This is a genomic window from Streptomyces xiaopingdaonensis (assembly GCF_000262345.1).
Taxonomy (GTDB): domain Bacteria; phylum Actinomycetota; class Actinomycetes; order Streptomycetales; family Streptomycetaceae; genus Streptomyces; species Streptomyces xiaopingdaonensis.
The window spans coordinates 1-18370 of sequence record NZ_AJTQ01000115.1 but is presented as its reverse complement, the minus strand read 5'-3'; the positions used below and the strand labels follow the sequence as shown (position 1 = coordinate 18370).

Below are 18370 nucleotides of genomic sequence, written 5' to 3'. Positions count from 1 at the left end.
CGCCTCGAACACAGTCGTCGCCGAGGCCAAGACCGCATCCGGCTGCGGCTGCCAGCACTAAGGAGAAGGCCATCGACGGTGCCCGGCGCCGGCAGTCCGCAGCGCACCGACCCGGCCCATCACTTGGAGACCGAGAAGCACGCATGAGGGCGGCTGTCCCATCGCTTGGATGGGACAGTCGCCCTCTTTGCCTCTGACGAGGCGTCAGCGCGCTCGGCTCCCGGTGCACACCCGGTGCACAAGGGCCTGGGAAACCGGGGTGATCCGCGAGAACCACCGAGAAGCGTTCCCGCAGGTCACGAGCCCTCTCCAGGGCTCACCCCAAGTCACCGGACCCCGACTCTTAAATGTCGAAGTAAAGCTCGAACTCGTGCGGATGCGGCCGCAGTTGCATCGGGGCGATCTCGTTGGTGCGCTTGTAGTCGATCCAGGTTTCGATGAGGTCGGCGGTGAAGACGCCGCCCGCCTGGAGGTATTCGTTGTCGGCTTCGAGGGCGTCGAGGACCGCGGGGAGGGAGGTGGGGACCTGGGGGACGCCCGCGTGCTCCTCGGGGGCGAGTTCGTAGAGGTCCTTGTCGATCGGCTCGGCGGGCTCGATCTTGTTCTTGACGCCGTCGAGGCCCGCCATCAGCAGCGCCGCGAAGGCGAGGTACGGGTTGGAGGACGGGTCGGGGGCGCGGAACTCGACGCGCTTCGCCTTCGGGTTGGAGCCCGTGATCGGGATGCGCATCGCGGCGGAGCGGTTGCGCTGCGAGTAGACGAGGTTGACCGGTGCCTCGAAGCCGGGGACCAGGCGGTGGTAGGAGTTCACCGTCGGGTTGGTGAAGGCGAGGAGCGAGGCGGCGTGCTTGAGGATGCCGCCGATGTAGTAGCGGGCGGTGTCCGAGAGGCCCGCGTAGCCCTGCTCGTCGTAGAAGAGCGGGGAGCCGTCGCTCCAGAGGGACTGGTGGACGTGCATGCCGGAACCGTTGTCGCCGAAGATCGGCTTGGGCATGAAGGTCGCGGTCTTGCCGTTGCGCCAGACGGTGTTCTTCACGATGTACTTGAAGAGCATCAGGTCGTCGGCGGCGGCGAGCAGGGTGTTGAACTTGTAGTTGATCTCGGCCTGGCCCGCGGTGCCGACCTCGTGGTGCTGGCGCTCGATCTCCAGGCCGGCGTTGGTGAGTTCGGTGGAGATCTCGGCGCGCAGGTCGGCGAAGTGGTCGACCGGGGGCGCCGGGAAGTAGCCGCCCTTGTAGCGCACCTTGTAACCGCGGTTGCCGCCGTCCTCGATGGCGCCGGTGTTCCAGGCGCCGGCTTCCGAATCGATGTGGTAATAGCCGGCGTTGGCCTTGGTCTCGAAGCGGACGTCGTCGAAGACGTAGAACTCGGCCTCGGGGCCGAAGAACGCGGTGTCGGCGATGCCGGAGGAAGCGAGGTACGCCTCGGCCTTCTTCGCCACGTTCCGCGGGTCGCGGCTGTACTGCTCGCCGGTGATCGGGTCGTGGATGAAGAAGTTGATGTTCAGGTGCTTCTCTGTCCGGAACGGGTCGACGCGCGCCGTCCTCAGGTCCGGGACGAGGGCCATGTCCGACTCGTGGATCGCCTGGAAACCGCGGATGGAGGACCCGTCGAACATCAGGTTCTCGGAGGGGTCGAACGTCGCGGCCGGCACCGTGAAGTGCTGCATGATGCCCGGCAGGTCGCAGAAACGGACGTCGATGTACTTCACATCGTTGTCCGCGATGAACTTTTTGGCCTCGTCGGCGTTCTGGAACATCCAACTCCTCCTAGTCCCGCCGCGAGGGGACGGGAATTGCTCCGGGGCACGAGCCAGTGCGGTGGCGCGTTGCTGCTCGACCATAAGCAGAGGCCATTTCTCAAGCATGACCCATTTGTTTCGCTGATGTTAACCGGACGGAGCGCCTTCTCCGGGCGCCCGCGCGTGGGCGCATCGGCCGCCGCGCTACCGTGAAGGGGTGGAGAACAGGGAAGCAATCGGGTCCTGGCTGTCCGGTCCGAGGGCCGCAGCGCAGGAGATGGGCACGGACTTCGGGTACCCCGGAGAGCGCCTCGGACTGCCGAAGACGGGCACGGGTTCCCTCGCGCCGATGGGCCGCCGGTTCGCCGCGGTCTTCGTCGACTGGGCGCTGGCCTTGGTGATCTCGTTCGGGCTGCTGGCCGGGCGCAACGTGCACGCGACCAACGACTGGGCGCTGCCGGTCTTCCTCGTGATGAGCGTGGTGCTGGTCGGGACGGTCGGCTGCACCATGGGGAAGCGACTGCTCGGACTGCGCGTCGTCTCCGTCGACGGACTGGGACGGCTGCCGCTGTGGCGGACGCTCGTGCGCACCGTACTGCTCGGTCTCGCGATCCCCGCGCTGATCTGGGACCGCGACAACCGCGGCCTCCACGACAGGCTCTCGGGCGCCGTCCAGGTCCGTATCTGAGCCGCTCCCGCAGGGCGTCAACTCCCCGCGGCGTCCGACGGCTCACCCGCACGGGCCGCGTGCGCCGTTTCGTATACGGACGCTTACACAGCACACACCGCCCCCGGCCCGCCGCGGCAGGCCGGGGGCGCACGTCCCCGAGCGGAGGCTCAGCGGCCGCGCATGCCCTTCGGCATCCGCATGCCCTTGGGCATCGGGCCCTTCGGCACCGGCATGTTGCTCATCAGGTCACCGAGCGCGCGCAGGCGGTCGTTGACCTCGGTGACCTGGCCGCCCTGGAGCGTACGCGGCAGCTTCAGCATCTTGGTGCGGAGCTTGCGGAGCGGGACCTGGCCCTCGTCGTTGCCGACGACGATGTCGTGGACGGGGACGTCGCCGACGACGCGGGTCATGCGCTTCTTCTCCGAACCCAGCAGGGAGCGCAGGCGGTTCGGGTTGCCCTCACCGATCAGGACGATGCCGGCCTTGCCGACGGCGCGGTGCACGACGTCCTGGCTGCGGTTCATCGCCACCGCCTGGTCGATGTGCCACCCCTTGCCCATGCGGTCGAGCACGGCGGCCGCGGCGCCCAACTGGCCTTCCATCTGCCCGAATGCGGCCTTCTCCGCGCGGCGTCCGAAGACGATCGCCGCCGCGAGCAGCGCCAGCACGAAGCCGAGGATGCCGAGGTAGACGGGGTGGCCGACCAGGAAGCCGATCGCGAGGAGGACACCGAAGGTGACAAGCCCCACGCCGGCCAGAATCCAGCCGATCCACCGGTCCGTGCGCCGGGTCATCGTGTATGTCTGGGCGATCTGCTTGAGCCGCCCAGGTTCCGCTGATTTTTCCTTCCTCGCCATGGGAGGAAGTTTACGTGGAGTGCGCGCCGCGCGTTCCCTCGGGCCGGTGTACGCGCCGGACGTCAGGTGGCGGGGGTGCCGGCGCGGGGCGCCGAGGCGGCGCGGAGCACGCGTTCCGCCTCGTCCCTGCCGCGCGCCCGGCGGCGGTCCTCGAGGACAGCCGTCCAGGCGTTCCGCCTCGCGCGCTGCTGACCGCTGGCGAGCAGCAGCGCCTCCAGGCTCTCCAGTGCGCGCAACCCGGTCCGCAAGGTGATCCCCTCCAAGTCGCCGTCGGACGTGAGCGGTGCGTAAGGCAACTGTCACGCACAGGTGTTACCAGGGGATGTCCGCCGGGTCAAAACCGTCGGAACGCGCTCCCCCGCGACGCGGCTCAGGCGACGCGGGTGGTCTCGCGGGCCTCGACGGCCTGCTTGTAGAGGCGGCCGGCCCGGTAGGAGGAGCGGACGAGCGGGCCCGACATCACGCCGGCGTAGCCGATCTCGGTCGCCTCCTGCTGGAGCTCGACGAACTCCTGCGGCTTCACCCAGCGCTCGACGGGGTGGTGCCGGGGCGACGGCCTGAGGTACTGCGTGATGGTGATCAACTCGCAGCCGGCCGCGTGGAGATCGCGCAGCGCCTCGCTCACCTCCTCGCGGGTCTCGCCCATGCCGAGGATCAGGTTCGACTTGGTGACGAGGCCGTCCTCGCGTGCCCTGGTGAGGACTTCGAGGGAGCGCTCGTACCGGAAGCCGGGGCGGATGCGCTTGAAGATCCGCGGCACCGTCTCGACGTTGTGCGCCAGCACCTCGGGTCGCGAGGAGAAGACCTCGGCGAGCTGCTCGGGGACGGCGTTGAAGTCGGGGATGAGCAACTCGACGCCGGTGTCCGGCATCAGGGCGTGGATCTGGCGGACCGTCTCCGCGTAGAGCCAGGCGCCGCCGTCCTCCAGGTCGTCGCGGGCGACGCCGGTGATGGTGGCGTAGCGCAGTTCCATGGTGCGCACCGACTCGGCCACGCGGCGGGGCTCGTCGCGGTCGAGCTCGGCCGGCCTGCCGGTGTCGATCTGGCAGAAGTCGCAGCGCCTGGTGCACTGCTCGCCTCCGATGAGGAAGGTCGCCTCGCGGTCCTCCCAGCACTCGAAGATGTTGGGGCAGCCCGCCTCCTGGCAGACCGTGTGCAGACCCTCGCTCTTCACCAGGTTCTGGAGTGCGTTGTACTCGGGTCCCATCTTCGCCCGGGTCTTGATCCACTCGGGCTTGCGCTCGATCGGAGTCTCGCTGTTGCGGACCTCCAGGCGCAGCAGCTTTCGACCATCGGGTGCGACAGCGGACACGTCCGGCTCCCTCAGTACTTTCGATTCCTCGACGGTTATCAGACTACGCCTGCGCTTCCCTGGCGCAGACCCCCGGTCTTCCGACGAGCGGCGCTCCTCAGGCGCGGGCGCCGAACTCGGCCTCCAGGTGCCGCTCGACGACCGGGAGCACCTCCTCGACCGTGACGTCGCGGCCGAGCTCCTCCGCGAGCGACGCGACGCCCGCGTCCCTGATCCCGCAGGGGACGATGCGGTCGAACCAGGTGTTGTCCGGGTTGCAGTTGAGCGAGAAGCCGTGCATCGTCACGCCCTTGGAGATGCGGACGCCGATCGCGGCGAGCTTGCGGTCCTCGCCTCGCTGGCCGGCGTTGGAAGGCGCGTACTCGGGGCCGCGCAGGCGCGCGTCGTACTCCTGCTGCTCGACGCCGGCCGGCGGGGACGCGAGGCCCCCGCCGAGGTCGAGGGAGAGGCCGCCCGTCCCCGACGGCACAGGGGGCGCAGGGTCACCGAGGACCCAGACGCCGCTTCGGCCCTCGACCCGCGTCGTCTCCAGACCGAACTCGGCGCAGGCGCTGATGAGCGCCTCCTCCAGCCGGCGCACGTAGGCGATCACGTCGATCGGCTGCCCGAGGCGCAGGATCGGGTAGCCGACGAGCTGTCCCGGGCCGTGCCAGGTGATCTTTCCGCCGCGGTCGATGTCGATGACGGGGGTGCCGTCGAGGGGGCGTTCGTCGTCGGTGGTCCGGCGGCCGGCCGTGTAGACCGGGGGGTGCTCCAGGAGCAGGCAGGTGTCCGGGATCTCGTCGGCGGCGCGGGCCGTGTGCACCTCGCGCTGGAGCTCCCAGGCGCGGAGGTACTCGACCGCCTCGGCGCCGAATCCGACGCGGCGGAAGACGAGTCCGGCGGCCGGGTCCTGCTGCTTCGCCGCTGCTCCGGTCGTCTCGGTACCGACCACGGACTGCGCCATCACGGCCTCCTCCTCATCGCCCTACGAGCGCCGGCGTGCGGCCGCGGGGCTGCTCCTCGGACCGCTGCCACTCTACGGGCGCGGCTCTCCGTCGTGGCAGGCGGCCTTTCCTCACACGTACGGATGAATACCGGACGAAGCCGCAGATGCCCGGTGCGCGGACCGTTACATTCGCGCCGTTCCATGAGGGCGCCTCGGGCGTCTGCCGTAAGCCGCGAGGGCACCATGGGCGCCTTTCGCCGCCTGGTCGCCCCGCAGACGAGGAGGGGGTCGCGCGGTTCGCACTCCACGCTCGGCGCGGTGCGCCGCAGCTCCTGGCTGCTGCCCGCCCGCACACCGAACTTCCGCTGACTACCCGCCGTTTCCCGCCACTTCTCGTCACCGAGTGCCGTCCGGGAGGACTTCGGTTGAGGCCCACACCAACTCCGCAGGCAGACACCGCCGGCGCGGCGGCACCTCCGGGTGTGCCGCCGGTCCGAGGACGCCCCCATCCCCGCAACCGAAGCCGGCGGTACCCCGCTAGGAGTTTCCGATGACCCTGGAACGACCTGAGGACCCCGCACCCCAGTCCTCCGCACAACGCGTCCCCAACCGCCAACTCGCCACCCTCATCGCCGAGGCGGGGTTCTCCAACGCAGGACTCGCCAGGAGGGTCGACCAACTCGGCCTGGAGCACGGCCTCGACCTGCGCTACGACAAGACGTCCGTCACCCGCTGGCTCCGCGGCCAGCAGCCGCGCGGCACGACGCCCGCGCTCATCGCCGAGGTCTTCACCCGCCGCCTGGGCCGTCGACTCACCGCCCAGGACCTGGGGTTGGACGCGTGCGCCCCCGTCTACGCGGGCCTGGAGTTCGCCGCCACCCCCGCCGAGGCGGTGGAGATCGTCAGCGGCCTGTGGCGGAAGGACTCGGGGAGCCACGCGGAGCTGCGCAAGATCGCCTTCACGCCCGCGGGCCTCGTCGTGCCGAGCCGGGACTGGCTGATCGGCCGCGCGGACGAGCGGGTGGCACGCGGCCCGGATCCCGAGAGCGGAGCCAAGGGCGGCAAGAGCGGCGAGGCCGGACAGCCCGGACAGCAGGCCGCCGCGCCCCCGGCGCACCAGCGGAGCGGTCAACTCCCCGGCGGGCGCGGCCCCGTGGGGTACCCCCGCCGCCCGGGGCAGCCCGTCCGCGTCCCCGCGCAGGCCCGCCCGGCTCCGCAGCCGGGGCTGCCGCGCTCCCCCTCCGGCGCCCAACTCGCCGGTGCGACGGGGGCGCGGCTCGACCGTGTCGAGCGCGGTCCGGGGCAGAAGGTCACCGGTGGCGACGTCGCCGCGCTCCGCGCCGTCTGCGAACTCTTCCGCGCGCTCGACCACGCGTACGGCGGCGGCCACGCCCGGCAGGCCCTCGTGCGGTACCTGGAACACGAGGCCGAGCCGATGCTCCGCGGCGTCTACGGCGAGCAGGTCGGCCGCCGGCTCTTCGCGGCCGCCGCCGACCTGACGAGGCTCGCGGGGTGGACGTCGTACGACATCGCGGCGCACGGCCTGGCACAGCGGTACTTCGTGCAGGCGCTGCGGCTCACGCAGGCCGCGGGGGACCGCGCGTACGGCAGCTTCGTGCTCGTGACCATGAGCCGGCAGGCCGTCTACCTCGGACACGGCCGGGAGGCGGTGCAGTTGGCACGCGTCGCGCAGCAGGGCGTGGGCACCTCGGCCTCGCCCGTGGTGCAGGCGCTGCTGCACTCGGCGGAGGCGCGGGGGCACGCGGTCCTCGGCGAGGTGCGCGCGTGCACGGCCTCGCTGGCGCGCGCGGAGCGGGCGATGGAGGCGTCGCGCCCCGGCGAGGAGGCGCCGCAGTGGGCGCGCTCCTTCGACGAGGCGCAGCTCGCCGACGAGTTCGCGCACTCGCACCGCGACCTCCAGCAGTTCCGCCCCGCCGCCCAGCACGCGGAGCGCTCGCTCCAGCTCCGCGGCACCGGCTTCGCGCGCAGCCGGCTCTTCTGCCGGATCGTGCTCGCCACCGCCCGCCTCGGCCTCGGCGAGGTCGACCAGGCGTGCGCTCTCGCCGCCGAGGCCGCGGGGCAGGCGGCCGAGATGCGTTCGGTCCGGGCGCACGAGTACGTACGCGACTTCGAGCGGCGCCTCGAACCGTATCGGGACGCGGCGCCTGTGAAGGGGTACCGCGAGAAGGTCGCGGCGATGGGCTGAGCGCGGCCTGCGTCCCCCCGCTCCGGTGGCCGCCCGCCCGTTGCCGTCGCACCGGCCGCGCGCGTGCGCGGCCGGTGCGGGATCTCCCGCGGCCGGTACGGGCGGTGGCCTCTTCCGGCCGGGCGGGGCGCCTCCGTCGTTCCGGGGCGGGCGGGCAGCAGTGGTTCGATGCCGCCCGCCCGGCGCCTCAACCGACGCTCACGTCACGGAAGTCGACGAGGCCGCGACGCCCACTGCCCTCCCCGGCCGACGTCCTGAGCGACGGCCCGGCTCCCCCTCCACCGGCGCCAACGGCAACTCCCGTCCCGGGAGCAGCCGTTGCGGACGGCGGACCAGGCCGCACCGCACCGTCAACCGGCACGCAGATCACGGAACTCCACGAGGCCGCGCCGCCCCAAGCCGCCGTCGGTCGCTGTCATGAAGAGGCCGGCGTCCTGGGCGGAGCCGGCTGCGGGGAGGCGCACGGTCGCGACGGTGCGCCAGGTCCGGCCGTTGTCGCGGGAGAAGGCGCCGGTCCAGTCGCCTGCCTTGCGGGTGATCCGGAGCAGCACCGGGGCGTGGACTCCGGGGACGGCGCGGTAGGTGTCCAACTCGCCGTCGCCGTCGGCGTCGTGGGAGAGGACGACGCCGTGTCCGGGGGTGAGCGCGAGGTTGGCGAAGCCGGGGGACGTGGCGGAGGCGAGGTCGTTGCGGACGACGAGGCCGGCGCGGGCCCACTCGCTCGTGTTCTCCTGCGCGTCGACGCGGACCTGCACCGAGCCGCCGTCGCGGAGCGCCCCGCTGCGGTAGACGGCGCCGAACTCGGCGGTGGCCTTCCACAGGTCCCGCCCGCCGCCGTCGACGGCGAGGCGCGCGCCCGCCTGCCCGAAGACGGCGTCGTTGGTGCTGACGGTGCGCAGCCCGTCGTCGAGCGGGCCCGCCACGTAGACCTCGCCCTCGGAGCGCGCTTCGACGCGCTTCGCGCCGCGCGACCCGTACCGGACGCGCAGCCCGTAACGCAGCGGTTGCAGCGGACGGTCGAGTTTCTTCGGGGCCGTCAGGCGCCAGGTGACCTCGGCGCGGCCTGCGGGGGCCACCTCGGGGAAGGTGAGCGGGCCGCGGGGGTCCGCGTCGTCGAGTCCGGTGAGGGTGAAGTCGACGCGGCCCGTGGGCTCCAGGCCGTTCTCGTTGCGGAAGACGGCGGTCAACTCGCCGGTGGCGCCCGGCTTCAGGGCGCGCGGGTCCGAGGTGGCGCGGACGCTGCCCTGGTAGGGGGCCTTGGCGAGGGTGTCGCGGACCTTGGTGGCGAGGGCGTGCGCGTCGCCGACGGGGCGTTCGGGGTAGGCGGGCGCGTCGTTCACCCACTTCTCCTCGCGTGCGTACCAGTCGAAGGTCTTCGGTGAGCGCTTTTCGGCGAGTGCGTCGGCGAGCTCGTCGAGGTAGTCCCGCCACTCCGGGAGGTGGACGTCGGCGAGGAGGCCGTGCCAGTCGCGGTTGCTGTAGTTGGCGAGGCGGCCCTGGTCGGCGGTGTCGCGGCCGTCCCAGGTGGTGACGAGGGCGCGGGCCGTGCGCGCGAGGGCGGTGCGCTCCGCCGCGGTGCCCGCGGCGCGGGTCGCGTCGGCGATCCAGGGGCCGAGGAGGAAGCCGCGGTGGGCGCCCGCGGTCTCGTCGGCGAGTTGGAGGAGGCGGAGCCACAGGGTGCTCAACTCGCGGAAGGCGGTGGTGTCCTTGCGGGCGTAGGCGGCGTCGAGTTGGGCGATCAGCGTCCAGGAGCGGTTGGCGAGCGCCTGCCGTGCGAGGTCGGTGAGGTCGTAGCGGTAGGTGTCGGTGGTGCGGACGCGCTCGGGGAGGCCGAGGAGCGCGTCGAGGGCGGCGTCGAAGGCGGGCAGGTCGTAGCCGGGGGACTTGGTGGCGTAGTGGGAGCCGGAGCGGGCCTTGAGGTCGGGGCGGGCGGAGAAGATGCTGTCGTGCGGGCGGCCGTCGGTGGTCTCCAGGTGGTAGGCGGTGTCGCGGAGGGCGGCGAGGGCCTTCTCGCCGGAGCCCTGCGCGGCGCGGGCCGCGTCGGCGCCGTAGCGGACGCGGGCGTACTCGCGGAACCAGTCGGTGCGGTCGATCGCCTCGCGGCGCCAGGCGAGTTCGCTGAAGAGCTCGAAGGCGGCGGGATCGCGGTCGGCGGCCTCGGGCATGTAGGCGGTGCCGGCGAGTGTGCTGCCCTTCTTGTCGCGCCACTCGGCGAAACGGTCGGTCCACATGTGGCACTTGGCGCCGAGGGTGGTGCGGCCGCCGAAGTTGGGGATGGTGCCGAAGGCGTACGGGGTGCCGTTCCAGTCGCTCTCCCGGTCGCTCGTCGCCTCCAGGTCGGAGAGGCCGTCGACGATGAGCACCTGGTTCTTGCGGGAGATGCCCTGGAGGATCTCGGGGCGCGGGTTGCTCTGCCAGCCGAGGATCACCCAGACGGCGTCCGGCTTCGCCTTCCGCATCGCCTGCTCGACGCCGTGCGCGGCCTCGGCGACGGGGACGTCGCCCGGGTCCCCGCCCTCGTGGAGCAGGTCCATCTTGAAGTGGTCCGCTTCGCCGAGGAGTTCGCGCTGGTGGCGGTAGTAGGCGGCGGCCGCGGTGCGGAAGTGGGGGGTGCGTGGGTCGAGCCAGGCGGGGCGCTCCAGGCCGTGCCAGTCGCCTTGCGGGACGGTGCGGGCGCCCTGGTTGCGTTCGGCGAAGTCGGCGGGGACGGAGCCGAAGTAGCCGGGGAGGACGGGGTGCATGCCGAGTTCGCGCAGGCGTGAGGTGATGCGCCGGCCCAACTCGGTGCGGCGGCGCAGTTGGTGGGGGGTGAGGGGGCCGCCGTACGCGGAGAGGTTCTGGAGGAGCCACCACGGCTGGTGGCTGGGTGCGGGGATCCACGCGCGCGCCTCGGCGTCGGAGTAGCCGAAGTCCTGGAGGAACCGGTGGTAGACGCCGTCGGCTCCGACGGTGACGAGGACCTCGTTGCAGCCGTGGAGCGCGAGGACGTCGAGGAAACGCTCCCACTGCGGCCAGTCCGCGTAGGCGCCGGCGTAGCCGTCGTGGGTGTCGTTGAGGACGAACCTGTGGGGTACGGTCGCGCGTTGCTCGTACGTACTGCTCGGCGCGGGGAGGGTCGCGGGGAGGTCGAGCCGCGTTCCGGCCCAGGAGATGTGGGCGTGGCAGGTGTACTTGAGGTACCAGTGGACGCCGGTGAGCATCGCCGCGGGGGTGGTGCCGGCGACGCGGATGTCGCCCCGGCTGCCCGTGACGCGGAAGCGGTCGTCGGCCCCCGCGTCGAGCAGGGTGAGGGTGAACTGCTCGGCGTGGTCGGGGAGTAGCCGTGCGAGGGCGGCGCCGGCGGGGTCCGGGGCCGCGCGGGAGGGGTCGGCTTCCCCGCCGCTGCCGCCTCCTCCGGCCGGGCCGCGTGCCGCGGCCGCCGCGGGGGGTCCGTACGCCGTCGCCGTGCCGGCGCCGAGGGCGCCTGCCGTGCCGAGAAGCCTGCGTCTGCTGATTCCGCTCACCGTACGCCCCACTCGTCGAGACTTATATGTCCGTTCTGTCGTGAGCGAGACGGTATCGGAGGGTTTAGCCTCGGTCGAGGTATGCGAGCACGGCGAGTACGCGTCTGTTGTCGTCGTCCGAGGGCGCCAGATCGAGCTTCCCGAAGATGTTCGACGTGTGCTTGGCGACGGCGCGTTCGGTGACGAAGAGCTGCGCAGCGATGGCCGTGTTCGACCGGCCCTGCGCCATCAGCTCCAACACCTCGCGCTCGCGCGACGTCAGGTTCCCCATCGGCTCGTCGGCCGCGCGGCGGGAGAGGAGCTGCTGGATCACCTGCGGGTCCATCGCCGTCCCGCCGGCAGCGACGCGGCGGACGGCGTCGACGAACTGGTCGGCGTCGAAGACGCGGTCCTTGAGGAGGTACCCGACCCCGCCGGCGCCGTCCGCCAACAGCTCGCGCGCGTACAACTGCTCGACGTGCTGCGAGAGCACCAGCACCGGCAGCCCGGGGCGCCGGCGGCGGGCCCGGAGCGCGCACTGGAGCCCCTCGTCGCTGAAGGAGGGCGGCAGCCGGACGTCGACGACGGCGACGTCCGGCTCCAACTCGGCGAACACGCGGTCGAGTTCGGGCCCGGTGCCGACGGCGGCCGCGATCTCGAAGTCGAAGGCGTCCAGCATGCGCACGAGGCCGTCGCGGAGAAGGAAGAGGTCTTCGGCGATCACTACGCGCATGGCGAAGGCTCCGGGGACGGGCGGCGCGGGGGCACCGCGCCGCTGCGGCTCAGCGGGCGAGTTCCGCCTCGGCGCGCGCGAGGACGCGCGTGACGTCCTCGGCGAAGAACGCGTCGCACGGGTGGCGCGGACCGCCGCCCGCCGCCGTCAACAGGGCGTCGACGGCGCGGAGGTACGCCTCCCCCGCGCCGTCCTGCGACTCGGGGAGCGCGACGTGCCCGGCCGCACCGTGGAGTTCGACCTGCGCCCCGTGGTCGCCGGGCGGCAGCGAGTGGCTGAGGAGCGAGGAGCCGACGGCGCCGCTCGCGTGCACCGTCGAGAGCTGCACCGCGTCCCCCGGGCCCGCCACCGCGCGGACCTCCTCGACCGCACCGAGCACCGGAACCAGCACCGAGAGCGCGTGCGGCCCCAGATCCCAGAGGGCGCCCTTCTCGTACCGCCACGGTGAGGTGTCGTACGGGACGCCGACGCCGCCGAAGAGGTCGGAGAGCCAGTCGGCACGTCCGGCCATCCAGCCCTGGCGCGCGGCCTGTTGGTCGATCCACGCGGCGGAGGCGCCGAACCGGAGCGTGAAGAAGACGACGGAGGCCGCGCCCGAACCGCGGAGCGCCTCGGTCACCGCCGCGGCGCCCTCGGGCGTCGTGGCCACCGGCTTGTCCAGGAGCAGATGGCAGCCGGCCGCGGCGGCGCGCGCCGCCAACGGCGCCTGGACGTCGGGCGGCAGGGCGGCGGCTACGGCGTCGCAGTCCGCGAAGAGCGCGTCGGGGGTGGCGTACGCGCGGGCGTCGAGTGCGGTGGCGAGCTCCTCGGCGGCGTCCGCGCGCCGTCCCCATACGCCGACGAGGTCGACGTCCGGGTGGGCGGCGAGCGCGGGACCGTGGGTGCGGGCCGCCCATGCCCCGGTCCCGAGGAGGCCGAAGCGTATGCGGTCCGTCACACGGCACCTCCGGCGGCGGCTGCCCCGGATGTACTCGGCGTGAACGCCCCTGCTGTGGCGTGGAGTTGGCGCATGGACGGAAGCGTATCCGCTCCCCCCGCGCGCTGCCCAGGCGCGGGCGGGCAGGGCCTCGACCGCCCGCCGGGCGGGCCGCGTCGCCCGTGCCCTCCAGGCCGCGGGTGACCCCGGGCGGGTTCGCTCGTTCAGCCGTGTGTGGCCCTTCCGGAAGTACAGTCCGCCAACTCGCCCGCCCCCTGGACCCCGTCCTCGGCGCCGCTCGACACCGAGGAAGCCGAATCGGTCCTGCGGGAGTACTACCCGCGGCTGGTGCGGTTCGCCTACGTGCAGTCGTCGCCGGCGCTCGGCCGCCAGCGCCGGGTGCTCGCCGCCCACTCGGCGGTGCAGCGGGCGCTTCCCAAGGGCAGGCTCCCGGCCGACGCGGCACCGCTGCCCGCGCAGCGCGACGCCCCCGACGCCGGCGCGGCGCCCGACCCGGCGTACGCCGCGCTCCGCCTCCGGGTGCTCACCACCGTCCTCGCGGACGAGCGCCGCCGCCTCGGGCGGCTGCGCCGCCTGCTCCCCGCCGCGCTGCCGCCCCTCCCCCGCGTCTGGGGGCTGCGCCTGCTGACCCGCCCCGGCGGCACCGACGAACTCGCGCTGGACCAGGCGCTCGGCGAACTCTCCCGGCAGGCACGCGCCGCCTACGCGCTCTCCCGCCTGGAGGGGCTCTCCGCCGGCGACGTCGAACGCACCCTGCGCGCCGCGGGTGTCGAGGAGCCGGCGCGTGCGCAGCGCGAGGCCGAAGGCGTGCCCGAACCCGCCGGCAGCCGGGACCGGCACCTGCTCCTCGCGCCCGAGTTCGACGCGTGCACACTCCAGGCGCGGCCGACGGACCTCGTCCGGCGCCGGCAGCACACGCGCGCCGGCCTCGCCGCGCTCGCGGCGCTCGCCGCCTGCGGCGCGCTGCTCGGCCTCCCCGGGGACGGCTGGGGCCCCGAAGGGGCCGCGGCCCCGCCGTACTCCCGCAACCCCGCGTCCGAACGGGCCCTCGACCCGGCCGCGTTGACGGTCTCGGCGCCCGACGCCTGGGAGGAGTCGAGCCGCCGCGACCTCTCCGTGTGGCCGGCGCGGGGCGAGCGGGTGCGGGACGAGGCGCTGCTGCGCCGCGCCCTCGCCGTGTGGGCGCGTCCCGGTTCCGAGGTCCGCGTCGCCACCGTGCGGGGGACCTCGGCCGCGCCACCGGCCGGCGCACCCAAGCTCCTCTACGCCGGCGAGGTCGACGGCGCCTCCGTCGTCCTCCTCTACGACGGCCTCCGCGTCGCGCGGTACGCGGAGCCGGCCGGCGCCGACGGCGGTCCCGCCGCCCTCGACCTCGTCCGCACGGACGGCGCAGACGCCGCCTCTTCCGCCGCGCTGGTGCTGGGCCGCAGCGACAGCAACGTCCGCTACCTGACGGCCCCTTGGATCTCCTCGGCCGCCACGGTCGACCTGCGCTCCCCGACGGCCGAAGAGCGCCCCCTCGGACTCGACGAGGGCGTCACCCGCACGCTCACCTCGCCGACGGCGGGCGCGAAGAGCCGGGACGAGGGCGACTGCCGAAGGTGGACCGGCCTCGTCCTGCACGAGAAGGACGGTGCCCCCGTTTTCCTCACGGACCTCGGCGAACTCACCCCGGTACACCTGACGTCGGGCCCGCCGCCGAGGCCCGACGGCACCCCCGCCGCGACGGCGGACGCCGCGCGCTCCGCGAGCCCCGGGAGCCCGGGGCGGCGCGCGCTGGCGCAGAGCGTCTGCCGGCTCCAGGGCCTCGTGGGCGGCGGCGTGCGGTCCGTCAACACCTGGGCGTTCGCGTACCAGCAGCTTCCGGACGGCGCCGGCACCGGGACCTGGCTCTGCACCCGCGCGGAGACCTGGCGGGGCCGGGGCACGCAGGCGATGGTGCAGTTCCGGCCGCCGCGCCGGCCGGACGAGGACGGTCCGGGGGACGCCGCGGTGACGGCGCGCGCGTCGGATTCGCCCGCGTGCGGACCGCGGGAGCGGCAGGTCGTCGGCGGTGTGCTGTGGAAGTCGCCGGCCGGCGAGTCCTACGTCCTCGCGGCGGGGAGCGCGGGCGTCACCGGCATCGACGCGCGCGGGGGTGTGCGCGCCACGGTCGCGGGGCGCACGGCGGAGCTTCACGCCGAGCCGAGCTCCCGGGTGAAGTTGACCGCACGCCTCGCCGACGGCGACGAGCTGCGCGCGCTCGGCTCCTGACGAGCGCCCCAAGTCGGCATGTTCGCAACGGAATCGAGCGCGCGCCCACGGCGCCCGGGCCCGCGCCGGAAGCCCCCTCACAGGAGGGGCAGACGCGACTGCCCCTGACCGGCGGCGGCCGACGCTGGTTAGGGTTGGCCCATGACAACCGGGGTGCGGCGCCGGATGGGTGTCGAGGAGCGCAGGCAGCAACTGATCGAGGTGGCGCTGGAGCTCTTCAGCCACCGCTCCCCAGAGAAGGTGTCGATCGACGACATCGCGACGGCGGCGGGGATCTCGCGCCCGCTCGTCTACCACTACTTCCCCGGCAAGCACAGCCTCTACGAGGAGGCGGTCAGAAGAGCGGCGGACGAGCTCACGGCCCGCTTCTCCGAGCCGGCCGAAGGCCCCCTCGGCGCCCGCCTGTTGCGGGTGATGGGCCGCTACTTCGACTTCGTCGAGGAGCACGGCCCCGGCTTCTCCGCACTGCTGCGCGGCGGTTCGGCGGCCGGCTCGCCGCACGCCAACGCGGTCATCGACGAGGTGCGCAGTACCGCGTACGAGCAGGTCCTCCACCACCTCGGCATCGAGGGTCCGGGGCCGCGCCTGGCCCTGGTGATCAGGTCGTGGGTCGGCCTCGCCGAGACGACGGCGCTGAGCTGGCTCGACGGCCGCGAAATCCCCCGCGCCGAGCTGGAGTTGCAGCTCGTCCACGACTTCGTCGCGCTCGCCGCCGTCGCCGCCGTCTCGGACGAGGAGACCCGCCTGCACGTCCGCCGCATCGCCGAGCACGAATCACCCGACGGACCGATCGGCGACCTGTTCGTCCGCCTCGGGGAACTGGCGGTGCCGGAGCAGGAAGGGTGAACCGGGGGTTGCCGGGGGCCGGTTGGGGCGCTCCGTCAGGCTGCGGGCGGCGCGGTGCGTCCGAGGCGCACGGCCGGCCTGTCGCCGACCTGCGGCCCGTCCCCGGTGCACCAGCACGCGCCGGCGGGGCCCCGGCAGTCTAACGGCCCCTGATCCGCCCGGAGCTGTTGCCGCGTCGGCCGCCTGGCAACGGGTGCGGGAAGGGTTGCGCCGCTGCGTCGGACGAGGCTGCCGAGCCGACCCGAAAACGCGGCAACTCCCCGCCGTACGGGCCGTCCTGGACGACCCCGGCACCGGCGACCGCGGTGAGCGCACCGTCCCGGCGGTGTCCGACGGCGGGAGCACCGGTCAGCCCGCAGCCACCCGCTTCGCCCGGAGCGCGCGTCAGCGATGGCTCAACACGTTGACCACCCGTCCATCGGGGTCGTGCACGAAGAACCGGCGCACGCCCCACTCCTCGTCCTGCAACGGGTGCACGATCTCCGCGCCGCCGGCGCGCACGGCCGCGTAGGCCGCGTCCACGTCGTCCACCTCGACGCTCATGTCGGGGACGACCGGCGCGGTCTTGTCGTCGGTCATGATGCCGACCTGGGCCGCCGGTTGGGAAGGAGAGGCGAGCGTCATGATCCACCCGTGGTTCATGACCTCCTCGAATCCGAGCAGGCCGTAGAACTCCCGGCTCTCCTGCACGGCTTCCGACCGGACATTGGGAACGGCACGGCGCACGGTCATCGACACCTCCACGCGAGAACAGAACCTCCAGAGGTACTACGGCGCAGCAGTCGCCGCACGCACTTTCCGCATCGACGGCCGCACGGCGCACATTTCCCGACCCGTTACTGCGCCCGTCCGGGCAAGGTGAGGATCTCGGCTCCGTCGTCCGTGATGGCGATCGTGTGCTCGGTGTGTGCTGTTCGGCAGCCCGTCGCGCTGCGGAGCGTCCATCCGTCGGCGTCGGTGACGAGTTCGGCGGTGTCCGCCATCACCCACGGCTCCAGTGCCAGCAGCAGCCCGGGGCGCAGCTTGTAACCACGGCCCGGACGGCCGGTGTTGGGGACGTGCGGGTCCTGGTGCATCGTCGAGCCGATGCCGTGGCCGCCGAACTGGGTGTTGATCGGGTAGCCCGCCTCGCTGAGGACCGTGCCGATGGCGTGGGAGAGGTCGCCGATGCGCGCTCCGGGCCCGGCGGCCGCGATGCCTGCGGCGAGCGCGCGTTCGGTCGCACTGATCATCTCGACGCTCTCCGGGGGCTTTTCGTCGCCCACGAGGAAGCTGATGGCGGCGTCCGCGGCGACTCCGTCCTTGGAGACGGCGAGGTCGAGGGTGAGCAGGTCGCCGTCGGCGAGCGTGTAGTCGCGCGGCAGGCCGTGGAGGACGGCGTCGTTGACGGCCGTGCAGATGTAGTGGCCGAACGCGCCGCGGCCGAAGGAGGGTGCGTAGTCGACGTAGCAGGACTGCGCGCCCGCCTCGTCGATCATGGACTTGGTCCACCGGTCGATGTCGAGCAGGCTCGTGCCGACCGCGCTGCGCCCCCTCAACGTGTGCAGGATGCGCCCCACCAGAGCACCGGTCTCCCGTGCTCTGGCCAGCAGGGTGGGGTTCAGGATCTCGATCATGCGGCGACCTTTTTCATGCGACCAATAACTATACCGGCCTTACTTTACCGGTACTAGAATCGGCGCCATGGTCAGGTTGCCGCTCACTCCCGAAGAGGTCGAGCGCGGACAGCGCCTCGGCGCCCTCCTACGTAGAGCGAGGGGAGAACGCTCGATGCTCGACACCGCGCTGGAGGCAGGCGTCTCGCCGGAGACCTACCGGAAGATCGAGTCGGGCCGCGTGGCCACCCCCGCCTTCCCCACCATCGCGTCGATCGCCGACGTCCTCGGCCTCTCCCTCGACGCGGTGTGGGCCGAGATCAACCGGCCGGAAACCGCGCTCGGGCGGGGATCAAGTCGCCGCGCACGTGGGCAGTTGGCCTCGTAGGTCCAGGTCGGGGGGCTCGTCGGCGGGGGTCGCGAAGAGCGTCGCGCCGCTCGCACGCCTCACGTTCACCCGGCCGTTGAGGCTGAGCGGGGAGGCGGCGGCGCGCTGAGCGGTCAACCTGCCCTTGCCGTCGGTATTTTGGGGACACTTCTGCGCTTCGGAGTCGGTCGCGGCCAGGTCCGACTCCGGTGCCCCAGCGGGACCCGCCAAGCGACTCTTGCCGACCGGCAAGCATCACCGCGCACCCGTCACCGACGCACGAACACCACCGGCCGAATCACGCGAAGTCAGCGACAACACTCGGGCGACGGGGCCACCTCACCGACGCAAGCCACCCTCCACCTGCGCACGCTCGCCCCACCGGCGCGAGCGGCCGCCACGAGACCGGAGGGTGCGCGGAGATCTGCCGCCGCCTCGACGGC

General features: G+C 73.0%; 15 protein-coding genes. 5 read left to right on the top strand and 10 right to left on the bottom strand.

Features of this window, described 5'->3' with window-relative positions:
* Nucleotides 1-343 precede the first annotated feature (343 nt).
* Entirely contained in the window at nucleotides 344-1759 is a 1416-nt protein-coding gene (gene glnA / locus UWG_RS0108825; protein ID WP_016906839.1) for a type I glutamate--ammonia ligase, read from the bottom strand.
* 199 nt (nucleotides 1760-1958) lie between these two features.
* Here glnA and UWG_RS0108820 point away from each other — a divergent pair, with 199 nt between their 5' ends.
* Nucleotides 1959-2429 carry an RDD family protein gene (locus tag UWG_RS0108820; protein WP_193386432.1) on the top strand — a complete coding sequence of 157 codons (471 nt, stop codon included), beginning with the start codon at nucleotides 1959-1961 and terminating at the stop codon, nucleotides 2427-2429.
* A gap of 149 nt (nucleotides 2430-2578) precedes the next feature.
* Here the strand turns inward: UWG_RS0108820 and UWG_RS0108815 are convergent, their stop codons facing one another.
* From UWG_RS0108815 to lipB, 4 genes are all read right to left on the bottom strand, one after another.
* Nucleotides 2579-3268, bottom strand: a complete 690-nt coding sequence (locus UWG_RS0108815) for a DUF4191 domain-containing protein (protein ID WP_029391284.1) — start codon at nucleotides 3266-3268, stop codon at nucleotides 2579-2581.
* 62 nt (nucleotides 3269-3330) lie between these two features.
* Nucleotides 3331-3516 (bottom strand): hypothetical protein, encoded by a 186-nt coding sequence (locus UWG_RS0108810; protein WP_193386433.1) that lies wholly within the window; start codon nucleotides 3514-3516, stop codon nucleotides 3331-3333.
* 122 nt (nucleotides 3517-3638) lie between these two features.
* Nucleotides 3639-4580 (bottom strand): lipoyl synthase, encoded by a 942-nt coding sequence (gene lipA / locus UWG_RS0108805; RefSeq protein ID WP_016906835.1) that lies wholly within the window; start codon nucleotides 4578-4580, stop codon nucleotides 3639-3641.
* A 97-nt stretch (nucleotides 4581-4677) separates the two neighbouring features.
* Nucleotides 4678-5526 (bottom strand): lipoyl(octanoyl) transferase LipB, encoded by an 849-nt coding sequence (gene lipB / locus UWG_RS0108800; protein ID WP_016906834.1) that lies wholly within the window; start codon nucleotides 5524-5526, stop codon nucleotides 4678-4680.
* 532 nt (nucleotides 5527-6058) lie between these two features.
* Here lipB and UWG_RS0108795 point away from each other — a divergent pair.
* Nucleotides 6059-7714 (top strand): NsdA family TPR-like regulatory protein, encoded by a 1656-nt coding sequence (locus UWG_RS0108795; protein WP_016906833.1) that lies wholly within the window; start codon nucleotides 6059-6061, stop codon nucleotides 7712-7714.
* A 350-nt stretch (nucleotides 7715-8064) separates the two neighbouring features.
* On the opposite strand, the gene UWG_RS0108790 is transcribed toward UWG_RS0108795, so the two are convergent.
* The 3 genes from UWG_RS0108790 to UWG_RS0108780 all read right to left on the bottom strand — a co-directional run bounded on the left by UWG_RS0108790 (nucleotide 8065) and on the right by UWG_RS0108780 (nucleotide 12866).
* The gene (locus UWG_RS0108790; protein ID WP_016906832.1) at nucleotides 8065-11217 is read right to left on the bottom strand and encodes an alpha-N-acetylglucosaminidase; all 3153 of its coding nucleotides are present in this window, start codon (nucleotides 11215-11217) and stop codon (nucleotides 8065-8067) included.
* Nucleotides 11218-11281: 64 nt separating this feature from the next.
* On the bottom strand, nucleotides 11282-11929 hold the full coding sequence (locus UWG_RS0108785; protein WP_016906831.1) for a LuxR C-terminal-related transcriptional regulator: 648 nt from the start codon (nucleotides 11927-11929) through the stop codon (nucleotides 11282-11284).
* 49 nt (nucleotides 11930-11978) lie between these two features.
* The gene (locus tag UWG_RS0108780) at nucleotides 11979-12866 is read right to left on the bottom strand and encodes a Gfo/Idh/MocA family protein (RefSeq protein ID WP_016906830.1); all 888 of its coding nucleotides are present in this window, start codon (nucleotides 12864-12866) and stop codon (nucleotides 11979-11981) included.
* A gap of 213 nt (nucleotides 12867-13079) precedes the next feature.
* Between UWG_RS0108780 and UWG_RS0108775 the strand changes: the two genes are divergently transcribed.
* Both UWG_RS0108775 and UWG_RS0108770 read left to right on the top strand, forming a co-directional pair.
* Entirely contained in the window at nucleotides 13080-15119 is a 2040-nt protein-coding gene (locus tag UWG_RS0108775; RefSeq protein ID WP_016906829.1) for a hypothetical protein, read from the top strand.
* Between the two features lie 141 nt (nucleotides 15120-15260).
* Complete coding sequence (locus UWG_RS0108770) at nucleotides 15261-15965, top strand: TetR/AcrR family transcriptional regulator (protein WP_029391281.1); 705 nt, start codon at nucleotides 15261-15263, stop codon at nucleotides 15963-15965.
* Nucleotides 15966-16349: 384 nt separating this feature from the next.
* Here the strand turns inward: UWG_RS0108770 and UWG_RS0108765 are convergent, their stop codons facing one another.
* Together UWG_RS0108765 and map are read right to left on the bottom strand one after the other, a co-directional pair.
* Entirely contained in the window at nucleotides 16350-16697 is a 348-nt protein-coding gene (locus UWG_RS0108765) for a VOC family protein (protein WP_016906827.1), read from the bottom strand.
* 104 nt (nucleotides 16698-16801) lie between these two features.
* Entirely contained in the window at nucleotides 16802-17581 is a 780-nt protein-coding gene (gene map / locus UWG_RS0108760; RefSeq protein WP_016906826.1) for a type I methionyl aminopeptidase, read from the bottom strand.
* Nucleotides 17582-17648: 67 nt separating this feature from the next.
* On the opposite strand from map, the gene UWG_RS0108755 reads away from it, so the two are divergent.
* Complete coding sequence (locus UWG_RS0108755) at nucleotides 17649-17948, top strand: helix-turn-helix transcriptional regulator (RefSeq protein ID WP_029391280.1); 300 nt, start codon at nucleotides 17649-17651, stop codon at nucleotides 17946-17948.
* Nucleotides 17949-18370 lie beyond the last annotated feature (422 nt).

Excerpts from the sequence above, each read along its gene's own strand:
- glnA (WP_016906839.1), bottom strand. The coding sequence starts at position 1,759 with ATGTTCCAGAACGCCGACGAGGCCAAAAAGTTCATCGCGGACAACGAT.
- UWG_RS0108815 (WP_029391284.1), bottom strand. The coding sequence starts at position 3,268 with ATGGCGAGGAAGGAAAAATCAGCGGAACCTGGGCGGCTCAAGCAGATC.
- lipB (WP_016906834.1), bottom strand. The coding sequence starts at position 5,526 with ATGGCGCAGTCCGTGGTCGGTACCGAGACGACCGGAGCAGCGGCGAAG.
- UWG_RS0108795 (WP_016906833.1), top strand. The coding sequence starts at position 6,059 with ATGACCCTGGAACGACCTGAGGACCCCGCACCCCAGTCCTCCGCACAA.
- UWG_RS0108785 (WP_016906831.1), bottom strand. The coding sequence starts at position 11,929 with ATGCGCGTAGTGATCGCCGAAGACCTCTTCCTTCTCCGCGACGGCCTC.
- UWG_RS0108770 (WP_029391281.1), top strand. The coding sequence starts at position 15,261 with ATGACAACCGGGGTGCGGCGCCGGATGGGTGTCGAGGAGCGCAGGCAG.
- UWG_RS0108765 (WP_016906827.1), bottom strand. The coding sequence starts at position 16,697 with ATGACCGTGCGCCGTGCCGTTCCCAATGTCCGGTCGGAAGCCGTGCAG.
- map (WP_016906826.1), bottom strand. The coding sequence starts at position 17,581 with ATGATCGAGATCCTGAACCCCACCCTGCTGGCCAGAGCACGGGAGACC.
- UWG_RS0108755 (WP_029391280.1), top strand. The coding sequence starts at position 17,649 with ATGGTCAGGTTGCCGCTCACTCCCGAAGAGGTCGAGCGCGGACAGCGC.